Genomic DNA, 18,882 nt, shown 5'->3' on the forward strand with positions numbered 1-18,882 from the left:
GCTGAACACTATGGAACGGTGGCTAATAAGCTTTTTAATGGGTGCTATTTTGTCACTTTTAACCCCAAAAGTGCCAGCGCTTTTTTATGAATGTTTATTGATCGTATTGTTGATTGGTGCAATTAAATATCACACATTGCGAAACATTTTTTGCTTTTTAATGGGGGTCACTTGGTTGTGGTTTAGTGGCCATCAATATCAACAGATATGGTCAAACAATCAGTTAAACGTAAATTCTGTCAGTTATCAAAAGTATGATGCAAAACTGACAGTTATCAATATTCCCGCGCTAAAAAGTGATACGTGGCAATTTACTGCTCAAGTAACTCATCTCGATACAAAACCACTTAACGAACCTATTATTGCTCGCCTTTATTGGCAACCGGATAAAACGTCTGGCACAAACACGCTTGAACAAGGGGCAATTGTTCACGCCGTTATTAAACTAAAACCAGCGCATGGCACGGCAAATCCGGGTAACTTTAATCGCATTCGTTGGTTAAAGGAGCAGGGCATTCATGCTACAGGTCACATCAAACGAAATTCAGACATTTCGATTGAGCACAAAGGTTCAAACCTCAGGACATCGCTTTTTCACGGCATAGAAGGTGCTACTGAAAATATATCACAGCGGCATTTAGTACTGGCCTTATTGTTCGGGGAGCGAGCAGGATTTTCTCACGAGACATGGCAAGTGCTGCAAAAAACAGGCACCGCCCATTTAGTCGCAATTTCTGGCTTACATATTGGTTTAGTTGTTGGGTTTGTATTTACTATTGGCTTGATAACCCTGCGAATTTTACCGCGCTTTATTCTTGATACTAAAAAACAGCCGTTACAAAGCAGAAATGTGATTGGTTTTTTATGGTATTTTAGCATTTGTGCAGCATGGGGATATAGTTATTTAGCTGGGTTTTCTCTTCCTACCATAAGGTCTCTCATTTTCGTTGTGGTATTGGCTTTAGCAAACCTGAGCGCAATAAGGTTATCACTGCGACAAGTGATATTAATTGCAGCATCTGTAACGGTGCTCTTAATTCCTTCCAGCATTTACAGTCCGAGCTTTTGGCTGTCTTATATAGCGGTTTCTATTATTGGCTTCCTTTATTGGCGATTCAAACATGCGATCTATCGAGGTAATCGTTGGCTAGCGCCAATTGTTAATCTTGTACTTCTTCAATTGGGATTGATAGTTTTTATGGCGCCTGTTTCAGCATTTTTGTTTCAACAGGCTTCTTTGATGTCGCTGCCGGCAAATCTGGTCGCTTTGCCTGTTGTTAGTTTTCTCGTTATGCCGCTGCTGTTTTTGGGGCTTATAATGGAGGTATTGTTGTCTGGCGCAGGTTTAGAAGTATTTAAGTTAGCTGACGGTTTACTTAACCTGCTTTGGGGATATCTATCATGGCTGAGCAGTTACCAGCTTAGTGCGTTTACGACAGGCAGCAATAAAGTGCTTATTATCAGTTTCATTGTCTTGGTGATACTGCTAGCGACATTGTTTAAACCAACAGTGTCTCGGAAAAAGCTACTGGCTAGCGGAGCACTTTTACTGACACTAGGAACAGCCTCAGGCTTCAAGTTCGGCCAACAATCAAGTACATGGTATGCAGATGTTATCGATGTAGGTCAAGGCCTTGCTGTGGTTATTCGACGAAACAATACGATCTTGCTTTACGATACTGGAAATAAGTTTCCAAATGGCTTTAGCGCAGCAGAGCGAGATATTATTCCATATCTAAAGCATTTGGGAGTAGCGCATATAGATTGGCTTGTTGTCAGCCATGATGATAGTGATCATGCTGGCGGTATGGACGTGATAAATAGTCAATACAAGATATCAAATGTCATGTTCAACGGTGCTTATAGTGAAAAGCTATTTAAAAAGATATCTATTGAACAGGGCGTTGGGTATGTAAAACAAATGCCGCAGAATTGTATTGCCGGTGATGTAATTAACTGGCAAGACTTAACGGTGAAAGTATTGTGGCCTTTAGCACAAAAGGCTGATGAAAATGATGACTCTTGCGTGTTACACATTTCAGATGGGGAGCAGTCTTTATTACTTACAGGGGATATTTCCAAGAAAGTCGAAAAACAACTGTTGTCACTATATCCAAATATCAAGGTCGATGTGCTTGTCATCCCACATCACGGTTCACTGTCTTCCTCGTCGAAACCTTTTCTTTCAACTTTACGACCTAAGGTAGCGATATATAGCGCAGGGCGATTTAATCAATGGCGAATGCCCCGACCTGAAGTGCAAGCTCGCTACCAACATTTTGGCATTCAAACATACAACACTGCCGACAATGGTATGGTGTCTATCACCTTTGCCGATGAGAAAATGTCGGTTACGCGCTTTCGGCAAGATGTTAGGCCGTATTGGACTTCAAATTAACAATCGCTTTATCAATTGGTTAACCGTGGCAATAAAAGGTAGAATAGCGCCACTGTAAAAAAATGAGTGTGTGAATGTCCTCTTCGACGCCTTCAACTTGGCAAGATTTCAAACGCCTTATGGGCTATGCCAAACCATACAAAGCAGGATTAATTGTCGCGATTTTAGGCATGCTAGGCTATGCCGCAATTGACAGCTTTGTCTTTTCTCAGCTCCAACCGCTAATTGACGAGGGCTTATCGGGTAAAGATCCAGAATTTATGGCGCTAGCGCCTTATTTTGTTGTCATCATGTTTATAGTCCGAGGGATTTGTCACTTTGTCGGCAATTATTGCTTAGCGTGGATGGGTAATAATGTGGTGACTGACATGCGTCAGAACTTGTTCGAGCACGTAATGGATATGCCGGTGGCGTATCATGATAAAGAGTCTACCGGTACGTTAATTTCAAAGTTGACGTTTGATACTGAACAAGTGTTGCGTGCAACGAGTAAAGCGTTGCTAACTTTGGTACAGCAAGGCGCTTTTGTTATCGGCTTGTTGATAGTTATGTTTTATAACAGTTGGCAGCTTTCTGCCATCTTTTTGCTGTTAGCACCGGTAATTGCGGTTATTGTTAGCTATGTATCCAAGCGCTTTCGAAAAGTCAGTAAGCACATCCAAAATACCATGGGTGAAGTAACTAGCGCTGCGGAACAAACCTTTAATGGCCACAAAGTGGTGTTAACTTTTGGTGGTCAAGCGCGCGAGAGCGAGCGTTTCCAAGGCATCAATAATCGCAATCGCCAGCAGCGTATGAAAATGGTAGCGACAAAGTCTGCCAGTGTCCCGATTATTCAGATTATCGCCTCTTTCGCACTAGGCTTTGTGCTTTATGTTGCCAATTTGGATAGCATGAAAGATAGCCTTACGCCCGGCACTTTCACTACGGTGTTAACGTGCATGATTATGTTGTTACGTCCGTTGAAATTACTCACAACGGTAAATAGCGAATTTCAACGCGGTATGGCGGCTTGTTCCAGCATCTTCGCCGTTCTCGATGAAAAAATAGAGGAAGATCTTGGCGAGAAAACATTAACAAGATCAAAGGGCCAACTCACATTTGATAACGTTGATTTTTATTACGAAGGTGAAGAAACGCCTTCACTACAGAACTTAAATTTTACTGCTGAGCCCGGTGAAACTATTGCGTTAGTAGGGCGTTCAGGTAGTGGTAAATCGACCACTATTTCGCTATTGCTTCGCTTTTATAAAGCCACCCACGGCAACGTACTTATTGATGGCGTAGATATAAACGCATATCACTTGAAGGATATTCGTCACCAGTTTGCCTATGTGTCTCAACAGGTTGTTTTGTTTAACGACAGTATCGCTAACAACATTGCTTATGGTAAACCAGACGCGACACGTGAAGAAATTGAAGAAGCCGCTCGAAAAGCACATGTCACGGAATTTGCAGAACAGCTTGCCGATGGTTTAGACAGTGACGTTGGTGAAAACGGTGCTTTATTATCTGGTGGTCAGCGCCAACGCGTAGCGATTGCTAGAGCGTTATTATGTGATGCGCCATTCTTGATTCTCGACGAGGCTACAAGTGCGTTGGACACCGAGTCTGAGCGTCATATTCAGGACGCATTGGAAACCTTGCGTAAGAATAGAACAAGTATTGTCATTGCTCACCGTTTATCAACCATTGAGAATGCTGATAAAATTTTAGTGCTCGACCAAGGACAAGTCATCGAGCAAGGCAACCATGAATCACTGCTTGCACAAGAAGGTGCATACGCGCAGTTGCACCAATTTCAATTTGGTCAGTAATTATGCGGCTGATTGAGCGAGTATGGTTTCAGGGGCATCCTGCTAAATACGTTTTGGTGCCTTTACTATTTCCGTTGACGTTATTGTTTGCATTGCTTTCCGCATGTCGTCGAATACTCTTTCAAATAGGCATTTTAGCCTCAAAACCACCTGCATGCCCTGTTATTGTGATTGGGAATATCGGGGTAGGTGGAAATGGAAAAACGCCGCTAGCCATTTATCTGATTGAACTCTGTCAGGTCCTCGGCATTAAGGTTGGGCTCGTGAGCAGGGGCTATGGTGGCAAAGCGCCACATTACCCTTATTTGCTTGATAATACGAGTACTGCAGCGCTTGCGGGTGACGAGCCAATGATGATTTATTCTCGCTGTCATGTGCCTGTTGCGGTTGGTCCCGATAGACTTGCTGCGGTTGAGAAACTTGCACAGCAGGGGTGTGAATTAGTATTGGCTGATGATGGCTTACAGCACTACAAAATGAAACGCCAAGCTGAGATCATCGTTGTTGATGGCAAGCGAGAGTTTGGCAATGGTTTGCTTATACCGGCAGGCCCGCTCAGGGAAGGAAAATGGCGACTTCCTACTGCTGACTTAATAGTTGTCAACGGAAAAACAGATAGAACAAGTGAAGTGGCAACAGAGCAGCTAGATATGTCACTTTTACCGCAACAAATAATTAATATAAAAACAGGAGAGAAGCTGAGTATTGAAGCGTTCAACACTCAGTATCCGTCAGTCAATGCTGTGGCAGCAATTGGCGACCCTGAACGGTTCTTTACTACGTTACATCAGCATCAATTGAAGACAAATCAATGCGTTGGTTTTGATGATCATCATGCATACAGCGAAGCTGAGCTATCTTCATTGGGCGAGCTTCCCCTCGTGATGACTGAAAAAGACGCAGTTAAGTGTCAAGCATTCGCAAGTGAACAGTGGTGGTACCTTGCTGTTTCCGCTGATTTTGCTGACAATAATAAACAACAATTAGAAAATCTATTGCTTGCAGTCGCGGGCAGAATATAAAGAGTAACCTATGGCTTTCGATATCAAATTAATGGACATTCTTGCGTGCCCCGTGTGCAAAGGAAAGTTAGAGCTAGACAGAGAAAACAATGCGTTAATCTGTAAGTTTGACCGACTTGCTTACCCTATTGAAAACGACATTCCTGTATTGCTTGAAAATGAAGCGCGTCGCATAGAGCAAGAGAGTTAGTATGTCGTTTATCGTCGTTATTCCAGCGCGTTACCAATCATCACGATTGCCGGGTAAAGTGCTTGCCGACATCAATGGCAAGCCTATGATTCAGTGGGTTGTTGAAAAAGCACAAGCGAGCGGCGCACAGCGCGTTATTGTTGCTACAGACAATGATGACGTCGCGGCAACGGTTGAAGGCTTTGGTGCTGAAGTTTGTCGTACTCGAGCCGATCATCAATCGGGTACAGAACGTCTTGCTGAGGTCGTGAGTAAATACGATTTCACTGCCGATCAAATTATTGTCAATGTACAAGGTGATGAACCTTTTATTCCTGCGGAAAATATTGCGCAAGTTGCTGACAACCTAGCGCAGCAAAACCAGGCGAGAATGGCGACGTTAGCTGTTCATATTCATGACGCGGAAGAAGCGTTTAACCCTAACGCTGTTAAAGTGCTGACTGACAAAAATGGTTTAGCGTTATATTTTTCGCGCGCAACGATACCTTATGATCGTGATCGCTTTTTAGCGGCGGGTGAAGCCAGTGATATTGGTGATTTTTACCTGCGACACATTGGCATTTACGCGTATCGCGCAGGCTTTATTCAAGAATATGTTTCTTGGCCGGCGAGTGATTTAGAAAAAATTGAATCACTGGAGCAACTTCGCGTGTTGTGGCAAGGTGAAAAAATTCATGTTGCGGTAGCTCAAAGTCGTACGCCAGTTGAGGGTGTTGATACACCTGAAGACCTAGAAAAGGCGCGCGTATTTGCTGCGACTCTATAGTCACATATTAGTCTAAAGATACCTTGTAGTGCTTCCTCTTGTTTATCATGACAATTATTCGTGTCCGTTCCCAACCGACCACAGATTTGTTATGTCTAAATTCGTGCGTCTATATGAGCATTTGCGGAGAGAGGGCATAGCAAAAGCTAACATTGTGCGTCCTAAGCGTGCAGCTATAGAAGATTTAAGCATTACCCACTGCACACGTTATCTATCAGAGATGCATAACAATAGTGTTGATGCAAAGGAGTGGCGACGTGTAGGGCTGCCTTGGAGTGAAGGTTTAATCACCCGTACTTTTACAGCGCCAAACGGCACGCTGCTGGCAGCAAGAATAGCGTTGCAAAAAGGTATCGCTTGTCATTTGGCAGGCGGTACTCATCATGCCCACAGAGATTTTGGTTCTGGTTTTTGTATGGTTAACGACCTTGCTTACACCGCTAAAAGTTTGTTGGCGGAAGGACGCGTAAATAAAATTTTAATTTTTGATCTAGATGTTCACCAAGGTGACGGTACTGCGTCAATTCTTGCTGATGAACCTAATGCCTTTACCTGCTCTATTCATTGCGAAAAAAACTTTCCCTTTCGTAAATTTAATAGCGATTTAGATATTGGATTAGATGTTGGGCTAGCTGACCAACCTTATTTACACGTTGTGCAAGAAACACTTGAAAGACTGTTAGATGAAGAAAAGCCTGATTTAGTGCTGTACGATGCTGGTGTAGATGTTTGGCAAGATGATGTATTGGGTCGGTTAGATATTAGCTGGCGAGGTATATTCGATCGCGATACCAATGTCATCGGCACGTGTGTTCGTCGTGGTATTCCCGTTGCCACAGTTATTGGTGGTGGTTATGACAAAGACCATGCTCGTCTTGCTGAGCGACACGCTATTGTCGTAAAGGCAGCTAACGCGATATATCGCAAACGCTAATAATAGTTCCACTTGCCTGTCTACTCGAAATAATACAATTGCCAAAGTAAAGAAAGAGACAGTTTTTTTGCCTAGCGTTTACGTTAATCAATCACCAAAAACTGCTTTACCTCGTTACCCATTTCGTCATTCATTGTCATAGCCATTTTCTCTTTATTGAACGCCGTGTGGCTAAGATAAAATACAATATTCTTAAAATGGTAAAAGTCGACAATGGCTCGATGATTAAAGAATGGTTGGGTGGTGTTGAGCAAAGTAACTAGTTGCTCTTGATTGGCGATTGTTAAGTTCAGTGCGATGTAACCTGAATCTTTTAATGCTCGACTAAGGTTTTTATAGAAAGAAATATCAAACAGGAAGTCTGGCTGTGCTTCGCCAGTAAATATATCGCATGTGATCAAGTCAAATCTTTGCTGATTGCCAGACAAAAACTGATTCGCACACTGGTTGATGATTGTTAAGTTAGGTTCTGCGTCATCGTTGATATGAAAGTACTGTCGGTTGAGTTTTATCACCTGCTTAGAAAGTTCAACCGAGATAACGGTGGTGTTTTTGTCCTGAAGAAAGTAACGTTCGATAGCGCTACCGCCAAGCCCTAAGTTGAGCACCTCTAATATAGCGTTTGATTTACCCACCGTGTTTTTTGCAGTCCGCTTGGACAAAGGAAGTAAAAGTGCACTGACGACCGGAGAGAGAATTTGAGTGGGCGCATCAAGCTGCATTAGTGATTGCACACCGTTAATATCAGATGCAAGCCAGCGATAATCACTATTTTCTACCACCGAATACAGAGTGTTATCAAGTGTTTCACTGTCAATTGTTCGGCCTGTCAATGCGTTTAAGTGCTTTGCACTCAATAGTTTTTTCATATTGCTTTTAGTAATAGTTTCTCTAACAAAGCTAATTGGCGGGGTAAGGCTTTTTAAAGCTAAAAGCTTGCGGTGTATCGCCACTCTCTTGTAATAAGGCTAAACGCGTCAGGGCTTCGTCAATGGTTGGTATATGTCCTTTATCAACCCACCACAAAACGTATGTCGCTTTATTTGGCTTTTCGAACCACTTTGCCTTTTGTTTCATAATGGCTAAATGGTCAGTCATAAACATAAAGTGTTTCAATGCGCCGATAGATTCCCATAATGACATATTGATTATGGTATTGGGGTTATCGAAATAGCTAATATTGGTGGCGTTGCCTGAGTCATCTTTTAGTCGCCAAATAAAGCCCGGAGATTGTTCGGCAATGCCATTTATTCTATCAAGGTTGTCGACAAACTCTTTTAGTTGCTCACTTTCTAGGGGGGCAAGCGCGGTCGCGATATTAAGTTGCGCTAATACTTTCTCCAAAATGCTCTCCTTGCTGATAGGTTCTGTTAATTTCGCAAATATCTACTTGGTAGTCACTGTACCAATGCTTTTGGCCTTTACTCTGTGCGTACTTGTGTGTGGTATCCGTCTTCCATGCCTTTATGTCTTCAAGAGTGTGCCAATATGAAACGGCAATTTCGTCTTTTCCTTCAGTTACCGCAGAAAAATCAATACAGTTGTACTTATCGAAAGCCAGCTGTCTTAGGGTGGCTGCAAGTTCACTGTATTCTGGTGTAAATTCCACTACTTTGGCTCTAAAAATAACAACGAACATCCATATTCCTTATTTAATAAAGTAACCTACGGGTTGCCAGTGCTGGGCATTCTTTTGCAACGTTAACGTTTCAATGGCTCTATTCTTATTTCCAAAAGAAGACTGAAATTGCAGAACGATGTAATTACCATCGGGTACTCCCGGCAACTCTTTTGTCGCTTTCGATACAACTAATTCTCTTGAGGTTAAATGCCCTAGTGGGGCGCGTGTTGCGTTAAGGGCTTTAACCCAGTTCTGTGGTGTTATTTGTTGTTTAAACACATCACCTGTGTGTTGCCAGCTTGCTTCATACTCACCTTGATCAACAAGCGCTAACCAGCTTAATGCTGCTTGTTTAGCCGCTGCTTTATCTGTAGCCGGTTCGCTGGTGGCATATGCAAATGTTGAGGCAACAATAAAAAATATAGCGACTAGCGGTTTCATCTGATGTCCTTTTCTAGCGGGCTCATTTTCGCGTAAATGTTTAAGGTTAATAGGGATTGACGAGACCGTAAGTATAGCTATCTTGCCAACTGTTACCAATGCGAAAGTCTGCTCGTAACAACCCTTCTTGTCTCATGCCTAATTTATCAAGCACCCGTTGACTAGAAATATTATCGGTTGAGCAAAGAGCAATAACCTTCTTAGCGTTTAATTTTAGAAAAATAAAATCCAACAATGGCTGAGCAACTTCTGTTGTTACGCCTTTCCCTTGTGCGTTGGGCATAACAACAAAGCCAACTTCTACGCGATAACTATGTAAATCGGCCAAATGAAAACCTATGCTACCGACAAAAGCCTGCGTGTCTAATTCGAAGACAAGTAAGGTAAACCATTGCTGGTACTCAGAAAAACAACCACATCGAGCATCAAATTTGGTGCGTATGTCATCATCATTTAGTAATTCGCCAACGTACGTCATTAGCTGTTCTGATGTTTGCATTGCGTGAAAATACGTAAAGTCCTTTGTCGTCATTGGCCGGACGAAAAATCGCGCAGTGCTAAAAGTCAAATTCTCTGGGGTAAGCGTAGCTAATTCCATTCAAAACACTCTATACTGTCTGGCGTTTAACTGTAGAAAAAATAAGGGATATATACAATGACAAATAATGTCGTCATCACCGGCGCTAATCGCGGGATTGGATTAGCTATGGCGCAACTATTTAGTGCACAAGGTGATAAGGTATACGCGCTTTGTCGTCAAAGCTCGAACGATTTGGATGCACTAACCTCTTCAGGCGTCGAAGTCATAGAAAATATTGATGTTGCAACCGACATTGGCATTAAGATGATGCTGCGAGCATTGGCTGGAGTCGCTGTTGATGTGCTTGTCTGTAACGCCGGCATTTTACGTGATGAAAACCTATTATCGTTTAACTTAGACACTATGCGTGAGCAATTCGAAGTTAATACATTAGGCCCACTAAAAGTGGTTCATGCGCTTCAGATGCAACTCAACGATGGTGGCAAAATTGCCATGATTACCTCACGCATGGGGTCTATTGCCGATAATGGGTCAGGCGGACGATTTGGCTACCGTATGTCAAAAGCTGCATTAAACATCGCATCTGTATCGCTTAGCAAAGATTTAGCGCACCGAGAAATAGCGGTAGGCATATATCACCCTGGTTACGTGCAAACAGACATGGTCGGTGGTCGTGGTGATATACCTGCTGAGGAAGCGGCGGGTCGTATTGTTGGGCTAATTAATGCGTTAGATATGAGTGAAACCGGCGTTTTTAAACACTCTAATGGTGAAGTGCTGCCTTGGTAAGTCATACATGGTAACGCCTAAAATAGACGAAAAGCACCTCAAAATTTGGCGTACGGTGCAAAAAATTCCTGCTGGAAAAGTCGCTAGCTATGGGCAAGTAGCAGATTTAGCTGGCTTACCTGGCCGAGCCAGACTGGTAGGGAAGTGTTTAGGGTTGGTACCTGATGGCGGCATTGATGGACAGCAAGTGCCGTGGTTTCGCGTTATAAATTCCGCCGGTAAGATTTCTTTTCCTCCTGGCTCTGAGCATTTCGAGCGGCAAAAAGGTTTACTGCAAGAAGAGCAGGTAGTGGTTATTGGCAGTCGAATAAAACTGGCTGACTTTCAGTGGCAGCCAGATTTAGCGGAGCTTGTTTTTCTGCTTGAATATTAACTCGTGTAGCTTGACGCTCACAGCTCGTATTTATCAAGCAATGTTTTGACGATATCGCCATTAAGTTGGCTTGGGCAACTGTAGCGATCTGACAATTCGGTAAGCAGCAATTTGTGTTTTTTACCCAGAGCGTAGGCTTCTGCATAAGGTCTATGCTCGAACATCACCATCGCGTATCTCGGTGTAAAGCGCTCTGGGAACCATTGTTGAATTTTAAAGGCGAACTGTTTCTGCAATAAAAATTCATGCTGGCGAACGCTGTCTCGCATTTCAACATAGTTTTCTAATGCCATATCTGCAATGGCGTCGGCATTGGCTTTACGTTCGTCTTCAACGCGTTGAAAGAGTTGTTGCCAATCAATATCGTCAGCGCTATCAACAACCGGAAATAAACTCGCAATAGTGTGGCAATCTTCAAAGCCACAATTCATGCCTTGGCCGTGAAAAGGCACAATTGCGTGTGCGGCATCGCCAATGATAAGTGCCTTATCTTCGAAGTGCCAAGGTGCGCATTTGATAGTGGCCAATTTGCCAGTTGGATTTGATTGAAAATCCTCAAGTAAATTATCGATATCAGATTTAATGCTAGCAAAGTGACTGTCAAAAAAGTGGGTGATTTCGTCTGGTGTTTCGACACTATCGAAACTGGTATAGCCCTTATTCGGCATAAACAAAGTAAGCGTGAAGCTGCCATCCGTATTGGGCAGGGCAATCAGCATAAAGTCGCCACGGGGCCAAATATGCAAAGCATGCTTATCAAGCTTATGAGCGCCGTTTTCATCTGGCGCTATGGTGAGCTCTTTGTAGCTGTGATCTAGGGCTTCTATGCTGTGTTGTGTGCTTGGTTGTGCATGTATTGCATCTCGTACCGGCGAGTTAGCGCCATCGGTGCCAATAATTTGCTCGAAGTGCACTCTCTTTCGCTGACCACAGAAATCAGCCGTGAATGTATTAGTATCAAAATCAATATTTGATACTTTATGTTCATAGTGGAACGTCACCTTGCCTGTTGCTTCGGCTTTATCCATTAAAAAGCAATTAAGGTGTGCTCGTGATACGGAATAAATCACGTCGCTGGCACTGTTACCGTATGCTTGAAAATTTGCTGACTCACCTTCTGCTTCAGGGTGTACCATTCGACCCTTCATTGGAATCAGCATAGGGGTAAGTTCATCCATCAAGCCGAGATCTGCGAGAGGCTTAATACCGCGATTGGCGAGAGCTAAGTTAATTGAACGGCCTGCAGATATGTCTGCTTTGCGCATATCTGGTCGCGACTCAAAAACGTCAACGTCATAGCCTTTTCTCGCCAAAATAACGGACAGCAATGAGCCGACTAATCCACCGCCTATGAGGGTAATCTTATTCATGCCAAACATTCCTTTAATATGCGTACAAAGTGAAAGCAATCCTGAAATTGGTTATACAGTGGTACAGGTGCCACCCGAATTACGTTTGGTTCTCGCCAGTCTGTGGTCACGCCTTTGGCTTCAATGGCACTGAACATGCTTTTTCCATCAAGACCGGGTTTGTTGATCATGATGGAGAGTTGACTGCCATGCGCCGTTTCTGCTTCTGGTGTAATAATGCGAATATCGTCACCTAACTCATGTTTGAGTAGGTCGCGCAAATAGCTGGTTAACGCCAGTGATTTTTCGCGCAGCTTAGTCATACCGCCAGCTAGCATTACCGTTTCATATGCGCCACGAACCGCCGCTAAGCTGAGCACTGGTGGGTTTGATAACTGCCAACCTTCTGCTGTTGCGATTGGCTGAAATTCATTGCCCATTTTAAAGCGGGTCGATTTGTCATGTCCCCACCAACCAGCGAATCGGTTAAGCTCGGTATTAGTTGCATGTTTCTCGTGCACAAAACATCCCGCTACTGAGCCCGCGCCGCTGTTCAAATATTTGTAGCTACACCAACAAGCAAAGTCGACTTGCCAATCATGAAGTGCCAGTTCAATATTGCCCGCTGCATGAGCTAAATCAAATCCTACCGTCATACCTAAACTATGTGCTTTTTCGGTAATACGTGGCATATCTAAAACTTGTCCAGTGTAATACTGAATGCCGGGCAATAAGACGAGGGCAATTTCATCGGCATGCGCTTCAAGCAATTGGTATAAGTCGTCGTGATCTAACAGTTCGTTGCCAGCTTTTGGCTTCCAAAGTATTAAATGTTCTTCTGGGTTTAAGCCGTGGTGCTTGAGCTGTGATTCAACCGCATAGTGGTCAGATGGAAACGCGTGATCCTCAATCACGATTTTTGTGCGTTTTCCTTGAGGCTGGTAAAAACTGACCATCATCAAGTGCAGATTGGCGGTAAGTGAGTTCATCATGACAACTTCGTTTGGCTGGGCACCAACGATTTGTGCTGCAAACTCTGTGACAAATTCATGATAGGGCATCCACGGGTATTCGCCTTCGAAGTGGCCTTTTACTCCGTGTGTTTGCCATGCATCAAGCATTTCCATGACAGCTTCTTTTGCGAGTATTGGCTGCAAGCCAAGGGAGTTGCCGGTAAAATAATATTCATCGTCGCCGTTTGGCTGTTTAGGAATGGCAAAGTGATCTCGCATGTGTTTAAGCGGGTCTTGTGTATCGAGCGCTTGGGCGTAGGCTAGGGTGTTATTCATGATGACTCTTCTTAATTCTTTTTATTTAATCGATACGATTGGTTGGAAACAACACGGGTTTTGATGGTGCTGCGTCTAGGTCAAAGGCCGGAAATTGCAGGCTCAACATATAAAAGCCATCTACCAGCATGTTGTCAAAATACGCCATTTCGGTAATGGTTTTATTGACTAGGCTATGCTGTGCTGGGTGATGCGTGTTTTCAAACACTTGCCAAAATAGGTGATGACAGGTGAGCAGACCATCGTCATGCAATCTATCAATAGATGGGATATCTACAATGAGATGCTCTGTGCCACGTTCATTAAGGTATAAAATAGCATCACGTGTAAAAAACGTAGGCTGATTTTCTTCATCATAAACAGCGTTCTGTTTTTCTGCGTTGTTAGGTAATGTCCGGATGGCAACTGCGGTAAGTTGATCGTTGTTGTATTGAGAAAGTGCTTGCTCGAGTGTTTGGCGTGTGATGACACTGTCACCTTCATCAAATGCAGGCGTGTAGTCGTCACCGCAATCTCGTGCAGATTCGGGCGCAACACTAATCAGCACACACGGTAACATCGGTGGCAGGGCGATATCTCCAATCGCGACAGACAAGGGCGCACTCGCATCACAAATATGCCTTATTGACTCCGTATGAGTGCCATTGCAATGGGGGTTAAGTGTTATTGTACTGACATTACATGAACCACCTTTTTCGGTATCACCAATAAAGCTGCCTGCAACCATACTCTCCTTTAAGGCATGTTGTGCGCCAAAATGATTAGGTTGATTTTCATTGAAGTTTTGGCTAATTGCACAGTTATGACCAAATTCGGTATTTACTGAAAAACGCATTGTCCCAAGTTGAATGTGTACTTCCATGTTATGCCTATTTACTTGCCGTTGTTTTGCTTGCAATAGTGCCACATTCACTACACGTGCAATTGGTTGGGTTTTGATAAAAATTGTTAAACACTTTCGGTAGGTCTTGCTCTATATTCGCTAATGCAAAGCTTTCTCGATATAGCGGTGTATTGCAATTCGCGCAGAACCATTCCAAGGCATCGAGCTGCCCATCGGCGCGTTTCTGTTCTACTACCATACCGATGCTGCCTGCCATTCGCTGCGGCGAGTGCAAAACTTTTGGTGGAAGCAGGAATATTTCTCCAGCATTGATAGGTATATCTTTAAACTCATCCTGCTCACCGCTTTGGTCTATGATTTTCAAGACCATTTCACCTTCCAATTGATAAAACAATTCTGGTGTTTCGTTGTAGTGATAGTCGGTGCGATTGTTAGGGCCGCCAACGATCATGACAATAAAGTCATCTTGCTCGAATACTTGCTTATTGCACACTGGGGGCTTTAGTGCATCCCGGTGAGCTTCTATCCATTGTTGTAAATTAAACGGCAGTGCAAATGACATAAGTACTCCTTACTCATTTGGAAATGCAGCAATGCATTTGAGTTCTATAGCGATAGGCGTTGGCAGCTTATTGATTTCAACCGTGGTTCTACAGGGCTGATTATCGGCGAAGTATTGTGCGTAGATTTTATTGTAAGTCGCAAAGTCGTCATCCATATTGGTTAGAAATACAGTAACGTCGACAAGGTCCATCCAGCTAGCACCAGACGCTTCTAAAATGTTTTTTACATTGGTAAATACGCTATGGCACTGCGCTTCAATATCATAGCTCTTAATGTTGCCTTGCTCGTCTAATTCAACACCCGGGATTTTGGTGACTCCCGCTTGTCTTGGACCTACGCCCGATAAAAACAATAAGTTGCCAACTTTTCTTGCATGCGGATATAACCCTACTGGTTTTGGCGCATTGTCAGTGTTAACCGCCTTTGGTGTATTTGATGTTTGTTCGCCCACGAAACGCTCCTGAGTGATTTTTATCACGGTTTGCAGTCGTACAGATGCACGTCATGCGTATTATCATAATTATTGTCGAAAAATAGGTGATGTTGCGCTTAGAAGCACAAACAGTTTGCACAAAAACTTACGCAGACTACGTATGCATCCGCGCAAAGGATAGGAAGTGGCTAAATTAGGGTCCATTTGCAGCCTTCTTGGCTGGCAAATATGGCGCCTGATGATTTAAATTTGTAGCAAGTTAAGCTCATTTTTTATAGATGTATTTTGCTTAATCGTTATATTTTATACAGACATTTTTCGGTTCGGTAAAGAAGCGCATCGCCTCTTCGCCACCTTCACGTCCGAGTCCTGATGCTTTCATACCACCAAACGGTGTTCTTAGATCACGGTGCAGCCAACAATTCACCCACACAATCCCTGTATTTATTTGTTCTGCAATGCGGTGAGCGCGATTGATGTTTTCTGTCCAAAGGGTAGAAGCCAGCCCGTAGTTTGTACCATTGGCAAGTGCTAAAGCCTGTTCGTCATCGTCAAAAGCTTCGAGCGTCACTAGCGGGCCAAAGATTTCTTCTTGGTTACAGCGAGCCTCGATAGGCAAACCTTCAACGACAGTGGGTGCAATAAAGTAACCTTGCTGGCAGCGACCTTCAACGTCGACCGAGTGACCACCCGTAAGTACGGTTGCACCTTCTTCTTTGGCAAGTTCTATATAACTGAGCACTTTGTTGTATTGGGCTTGCGATACAATAGCGCCCATGCGTGAAGTCTCGTCTAGAGGGTCTGATGGAGATACCATTGACACCTTAGCGATAAAAGCGGCTTTGAACTTCTCATAAATGCTTCGCTCAATATATATGCGAGAAGCACATAAACAAATTTGCCCTTGGTTAGCAAAACTTGCACGCACCAATTCATCGACGGTTTTATCAAAGTCGCAATCTGCGAAAACGAGGGCAGGGTTCTTACCGCCCAGTTCTAACGACAGTTTTTTGAAGGTTGGAGCAAGCTGTGTAGCTATTGCCGCACCTGTAACGGAGCCACCAGTAAAAGAAATGGCTTTAACTTTTGGGTGGTTGCAAATAAGGCTGCCTATATTGCCTCCTTCGCCGTGCAAAATGGCTAGCACTCCTTTAGGTAAACCCGCTTGAATACACAATTCGCCCAGCATTGCCGCTGTCTTCGGTGTGACTTCAGACGGCTTTGCAATCACACAGTTACCTGCAGCCAAGGCGGGGGCAATTTTCCAAGTAAACAGATATAACGGCAAATTCCAGGGTGAGATACAACCTACGATGCCAATAGGCTGCCTAAGCGTGTAATTAATCGCATCGCCTGGCATTGCATGAGATTGACTCGCAAATTGGCTAGAGGCTTGGGCAAAAAATTTGAAGTTGCTAGCAGCTCTAGGGATATCTACCATGCGCGCTAGTGATAATGGCTTACCGTTATCTTGTGATTCGGCTTGTGCCAACGGCTCAAGGTTTTCTTCAATTAACAGCGCGAGTTTATATAAAATATCTGCGCGTTGCTCGGCAGGCATATTTCGCCATAAGGGGAGTGCGCTTTCTGCCGCAGAAATGGCTAAATCTAGATCAGCTTCGCCGCTATTTGGCACTTGGCCATATACAGCGCCCGTTGCAGGTTCGATATTGTCTAAATAGCTATTTTCTTGTGGCGCAATAAATTCACCGTTAATAAAGTTTGCTAAGGTCTCCATAATTTACCTTATAAACAGCTCGTTCTTCCGCCATCTACTGGCAGGTTAATACCTGTAATATACGCCGCAGAAGGCGACGCTAAAAACGCAACCGCAGCAGCAAATTCAGACGGCTCAGCAAAGCGTCGCAAAGGAATTTGTGCTTTTTCATTTTCCGTTGCTTGCTCCACAGAGATTGCTTGCTTTTTCGCTTTACCTTCAATAATCGCGTCCAATCGGGCAGTTGCCGTTGCACCAGGTAAGACGTTATTTACGGTAATGCCAAAAGGCCCAAGTTCGTTTGCCAGTGTTTTAGCCCAACTCGCTACAGCGCCTCTTATCGTATTCGACACACCCAAACCAGGAATAGGTTGTTTAACAGATGTTGAAATAACATTAATGATGCGCCCCGATTGGCGTTCTTTCATCACGGGCAACAATGCTTGCACTAAATGATGGTTACTGACCAAATGTAAATTAAAGGCATTTAAAAACTGCTCAGTATCCGCAGTATTAGCTGGTCCAGGTGCTGGACCACCCGTATTGTTGATTAGAATGTCAAATCCGCCATGGTCAGCTACGTCTTGCGTAATGGCTTGTTTTACTTGTTCTGGCCGCTGAAAGTCTGCCACTAAAACGCGGTGCGTTTGTCCTGCTGATGTATCAAGCTCTGCTCTTACAGCTTCAAGTGTTGCCAGATTACGGGAAAACAAGGTGACGTTAGCGCCTAGTTGCGCGAGTTCTATAGCGCATGCTTTTCCTATGCCTTGGCTGCTTCCACAAACGAGTGCGCTTTTACCGCTTAAATTGAGATTCATGTATGACCTTTTTTATTATTCTGTTCGTTATCTTTTAGGTTTATCACAGAAACAAAATTTTTGTCAGCGATTTGTGAAGCAAGGCCTCTTCAAGAGAGTAAATTAATTTTGACATTTATACGCGAGAGTCGATAATGAGCGGACTACACGATCTGACACTGTGTCAGATTGATGGTTGTTAACAAGAGGTATAGACGTGCAAAAAGGTATCTTTGTCTCTGGCCAAGGGCCAGCAATTGTTTTTATTCATGGCTCTTTAAGTTCTTCTAAACAGTGGTTTCCACTAGTACAACAGTTGTCTTCGTCATTTACCTGCATCAATGTTGATATTTTGGGTTACGGCAGTGCAGAAAAAATCACTGAACGTGAAGGATATAATTTCGATATCGAAGCTAAGCGGATAAACGAAGCTATCAATGAGGTAGTTGGTGAACAAGGCGAATACCATTTAGTGGGCCACTCTTGTGGTGGTGCTATCGCCTTAAAGTTAGCGGTTGAAGCGCCGAATCGTGTCTTATCAATGACGCTCTACGAACCAGTCGCATTTCACCTATTACCAGATGGTAGTAAAGAACAAGCAGAAGCTAATGAATTTGCGCAGTACGTTGACACAGACGACTATTATAAAGCGGCTGAAATCTTTACCAATTTTTGGAATGCAGACGGCTTCTTTACAGCATTACCGGAAAAAATGCAGGCGTTAATGGCCGCTGATATGCCCAAAGTAACCCTTGATTTTATAGGGCTAATGTCGGAATCTTACAGCTTGATAGATGTCAGCAAATTAAGTGCACCAAGTTTAATGATGAGCGGTCAATATAGTCCTCATCTAAGCCAGTATTTAGCGAAAAACCTAGTTGAAGCTTTGCCTAATGCTACCGAGTATCAAGTGGCTGCGGGACATATGGCACCCATTAGTCACGCTGATAAAGTGCTGCCTGTTATTGCTGACTTTTTGGTGGCCAACAGAAAGTAA

At 43.6% G+C, this 18,882-nt stretch carries 21 protein-coding genes; 9 read left to right on the plus strand and 12 right to left on the minus strand.

Annotated features, from left to right (window positions below):
* The first annotated feature begins 10 nt into the window (after positions 1 to 10).
* The 6 genes from ACFSJY_RS18850 (at position 11) to ACFSJY_RS18875 (ending at position 7,127) form a co-directional block, all read left to right on the plus strand.
* Positions 11 to 2,398 carry a DNA internalization-related competence protein ComEC/Rec2 gene (locus tag ACFSJY_RS18850; protein WP_386038134.1) on the plus strand — a complete coding sequence of 796 codons (2,388 nt, stop codon included), beginning with the start codon at positions 11 to 13 and terminating at the stop codon, positions 2,396 to 2,398.
* 74 nt (positions 2,399 to 2,472) lie between these two features.
* Positions 2,473 to 4,215: a lipid A export permease/ATP-binding protein MsbA gene (gene msbA / locus ACFSJY_RS18855; protein ID WP_386038137.1), complete on the plus strand. Its 1,743-nt coding sequence runs from the start codon at positions 2,473 to 2,475 to the stop codon at positions 4,213 to 4,215.
* A 2-nt stretch (positions 4,216 to 4,217) separates the two neighbouring features.
* Positions 4,218 to 5,237: a tetraacyldisaccharide 4'-kinase gene (gene lpxK / locus ACFSJY_RS18860; protein WP_386038140.1), complete on the plus strand. Its 1,020-nt coding sequence runs from the start codon at positions 4,218 to 4,220 to the stop codon at positions 5,235 to 5,237.
* Positions 5,238 to 5,247: 10 nt separating this feature from the next.
* Entirely contained in the window at positions 5,248 to 5,427 is a 180-nt protein-coding gene (locus ACFSJY_RS18865) for a Trm112 family protein (protein WP_386038143.1), read from the plus strand.
* Between the two features lies 1 nt (position 5,428).
* On the plus strand, positions 5,429 to 6,193 hold the full coding sequence (kdsB, locus tag ACFSJY_RS18870; RefSeq protein WP_386038146.1) for a 3-deoxy-manno-octulosonate cytidylyltransferase: 765 nt from the start codon (positions 5,429 to 5,431) through the stop codon (positions 6,191 to 6,193).
* A gap of 91 nt (positions 6,194 to 6,284) precedes the next feature.
* Positions 6,285 to 7,127, plus strand: a complete 843-nt coding sequence (locus ACFSJY_RS18875) for a histone deacetylase family protein (protein WP_386038149.1) — start codon at positions 6,285 to 6,287, stop codon at positions 7,125 to 7,127.
* An 83-nt stretch (positions 7,128 to 7,210) separates the two neighbouring features.
* On the opposite strand, the gene ACFSJY_RS18880 is transcribed toward ACFSJY_RS18875, so the two are convergent.
* From ACFSJY_RS18880 to ACFSJY_RS18900, 5 genes are read right to left on the minus strand one after another with little or no spacing between them, the layout of a single operon-like run.
* Positions 7,211 to 7,996 carry a spermidine synthase gene (locus tag ACFSJY_RS18880; protein WP_386038152.1) on the minus strand — a complete coding sequence of 262 codons (786 nt, stop codon included), beginning with the start codon at positions 7,994 to 7,996 and terminating at the stop codon, positions 7,211 to 7,213.
* A 31-nt stretch (positions 7,997 to 8,027) separates the two neighbouring features.
* Entirely contained in the window at positions 8,028 to 8,471 is a 444-nt protein-coding gene (locus ACFSJY_RS18885; protein WP_386038155.1) for a DUF3291 domain-containing protein, read from the minus strand.
* Positions 8,446 to 8,766, minus strand: coding sequence for an antibiotic biosynthesis monooxygenase family protein (locus ACFSJY_RS18890; RefSeq protein WP_386038158.1), 321 nt, complete (start codon positions 8,764 to 8,766; stop codon positions 8,446 to 8,448). The genes ACFSJY_RS18885 and ACFSJY_RS18890 overlap by 26 nt, the downstream gene beginning before the upstream one ends.
* A 9-nt stretch (positions 8,767 to 8,775) precedes the next feature.
* On the minus strand, positions 8,776 to 9,189 hold the full coding sequence (locus ACFSJY_RS18895; RefSeq protein WP_386038161.1) for a DUF4019 domain-containing protein: 414 nt from the start codon (positions 9,187 to 9,189) through the stop codon (positions 8,776 to 8,778).
* A gap of 46 nt (positions 9,190 to 9,235) precedes the next feature.
* Positions 9,236 to 9,787, minus strand: coding sequence for a GNAT family N-acetyltransferase (locus tag ACFSJY_RS18900; RefSeq protein WP_386038164.1), 552 nt, complete (start codon positions 9,785 to 9,787; stop codon positions 9,236 to 9,238).
* 57 nt (positions 9,788 to 9,844) lie between these two features.
* On the opposite strand from ACFSJY_RS18900, the gene ACFSJY_RS18905 reads away from it, so the two are divergent.
* Both ACFSJY_RS18905 and ACFSJY_RS18910 read left to right on the plus strand, forming a co-directional pair.
* Positions 9,845 to 10,519 (plus strand): SDR family oxidoreductase, encoded by a 675-nt coding sequence (locus ACFSJY_RS18905; protein ID WP_386038167.1) that lies wholly within the window; start codon positions 9,845 to 9,847, stop codon positions 10,517 to 10,519.
* 7 nt (positions 10,520 to 10,526) lie between these two features.
* Entirely contained in the window at positions 10,527 to 10,892 is a 366-nt protein-coding gene (locus ACFSJY_RS18910) for an MGMT family protein (protein WP_386038170.1), read from the plus strand.
* Positions 10,893 to 10,909: 17 nt separating this feature from the next.
* Here ACFSJY_RS18910 and ACFSJY_RS18915 read toward each other — a convergent pair whose 3' ends face one another.
* The 7 genes from ACFSJY_RS18915 to ACFSJY_RS18945 all read right to left on the minus strand — a co-directional run bounded on the left by ACFSJY_RS18915 (position 10,910) and on the right by ACFSJY_RS18945 (position 17,906).
* On the minus strand, positions 10,910 to 12,262 hold the full coding sequence (locus tag ACFSJY_RS18915) for an FAD-dependent oxidoreductase (RefSeq protein WP_386038173.1): 1,353 nt from the start codon (positions 12,260 to 12,262) through the stop codon (positions 10,910 to 10,912).
* Positions 12,259 to 13,530 (minus strand): kynureninase, encoded by a 1,272-nt coding sequence (gene kynU, locus ACFSJY_RS18920; protein ID WP_386038176.1) that lies wholly within the window; start codon positions 13,528 to 13,530, stop codon positions 12,259 to 12,261. The genes ACFSJY_RS18915 and kynU overlap by 4 nt, the downstream gene beginning before the upstream one ends.
* Positions 13,531 to 13,555: 25 nt before the next feature.
* Entirely contained in the window at positions 13,556 to 14,392 is an 837-nt protein-coding gene (locus tag ACFSJY_RS18925; RefSeq protein ID WP_386038179.1) for a cyclase family protein, read from the minus strand.
* Between the two features lie 7 nt (positions 14,393 to 14,399).
* Positions 14,400 to 14,936 carry a 3-hydroxyanthranilate 3,4-dioxygenase gene (locus ACFSJY_RS18930; RefSeq protein WP_386038182.1) on the minus strand — a complete coding sequence of 179 codons (537 nt, stop codon included), beginning with the start codon at positions 14,934 to 14,936 and terminating at the stop codon, positions 14,400 to 14,402.
* Positions 14,937 to 14,945: 9 nt separating this feature from the next.
* Entirely contained in the window at positions 14,946 to 15,389 is a 444-nt protein-coding gene (locus tag ACFSJY_RS18935; RefSeq protein ID WP_386038185.1) for a RidA family protein, read from the minus strand.
* Positions 15,390 to 15,660: 271 nt separating this feature from the next.
* A complete protein-coding gene (locus ACFSJY_RS18940) occupies positions 15,661 to 17,109 on the minus strand; it encodes an aldehyde dehydrogenase (protein WP_386038188.1) in 1,449 nt (482 codons plus the stop codon).
* An 8-nt stretch (positions 17,110 to 17,117) separates the two neighbouring features.
* Positions 17,118 to 17,906: an SDR family oxidoreductase gene (locus tag ACFSJY_RS18945; RefSeq protein WP_386038191.1), complete on the minus strand. Its 789-nt coding sequence runs from the start codon at positions 17,904 to 17,906 to the stop codon at positions 17,118 to 17,120.
* Between the two features lie 196 nt (positions 17,907 to 18,102).
* Between ACFSJY_RS18945 and ACFSJY_RS18950 the strand changes: the two genes are divergently transcribed.
* Entirely contained in the window at positions 18,103 to 18,882 is a 780-nt protein-coding gene (locus ACFSJY_RS18950; protein WP_386038194.1) for an alpha/beta fold hydrolase, read from the plus strand.

Source organism: Thalassotalea euphylliae, assembly GCF_042682785.1.
Lineage (GTDB): Bacteria > Pseudomonadota > Gammaproteobacteria > Enterobacterales > Alteromonadaceae > Thalassotalea_F > Thalassotalea_F euphylliae.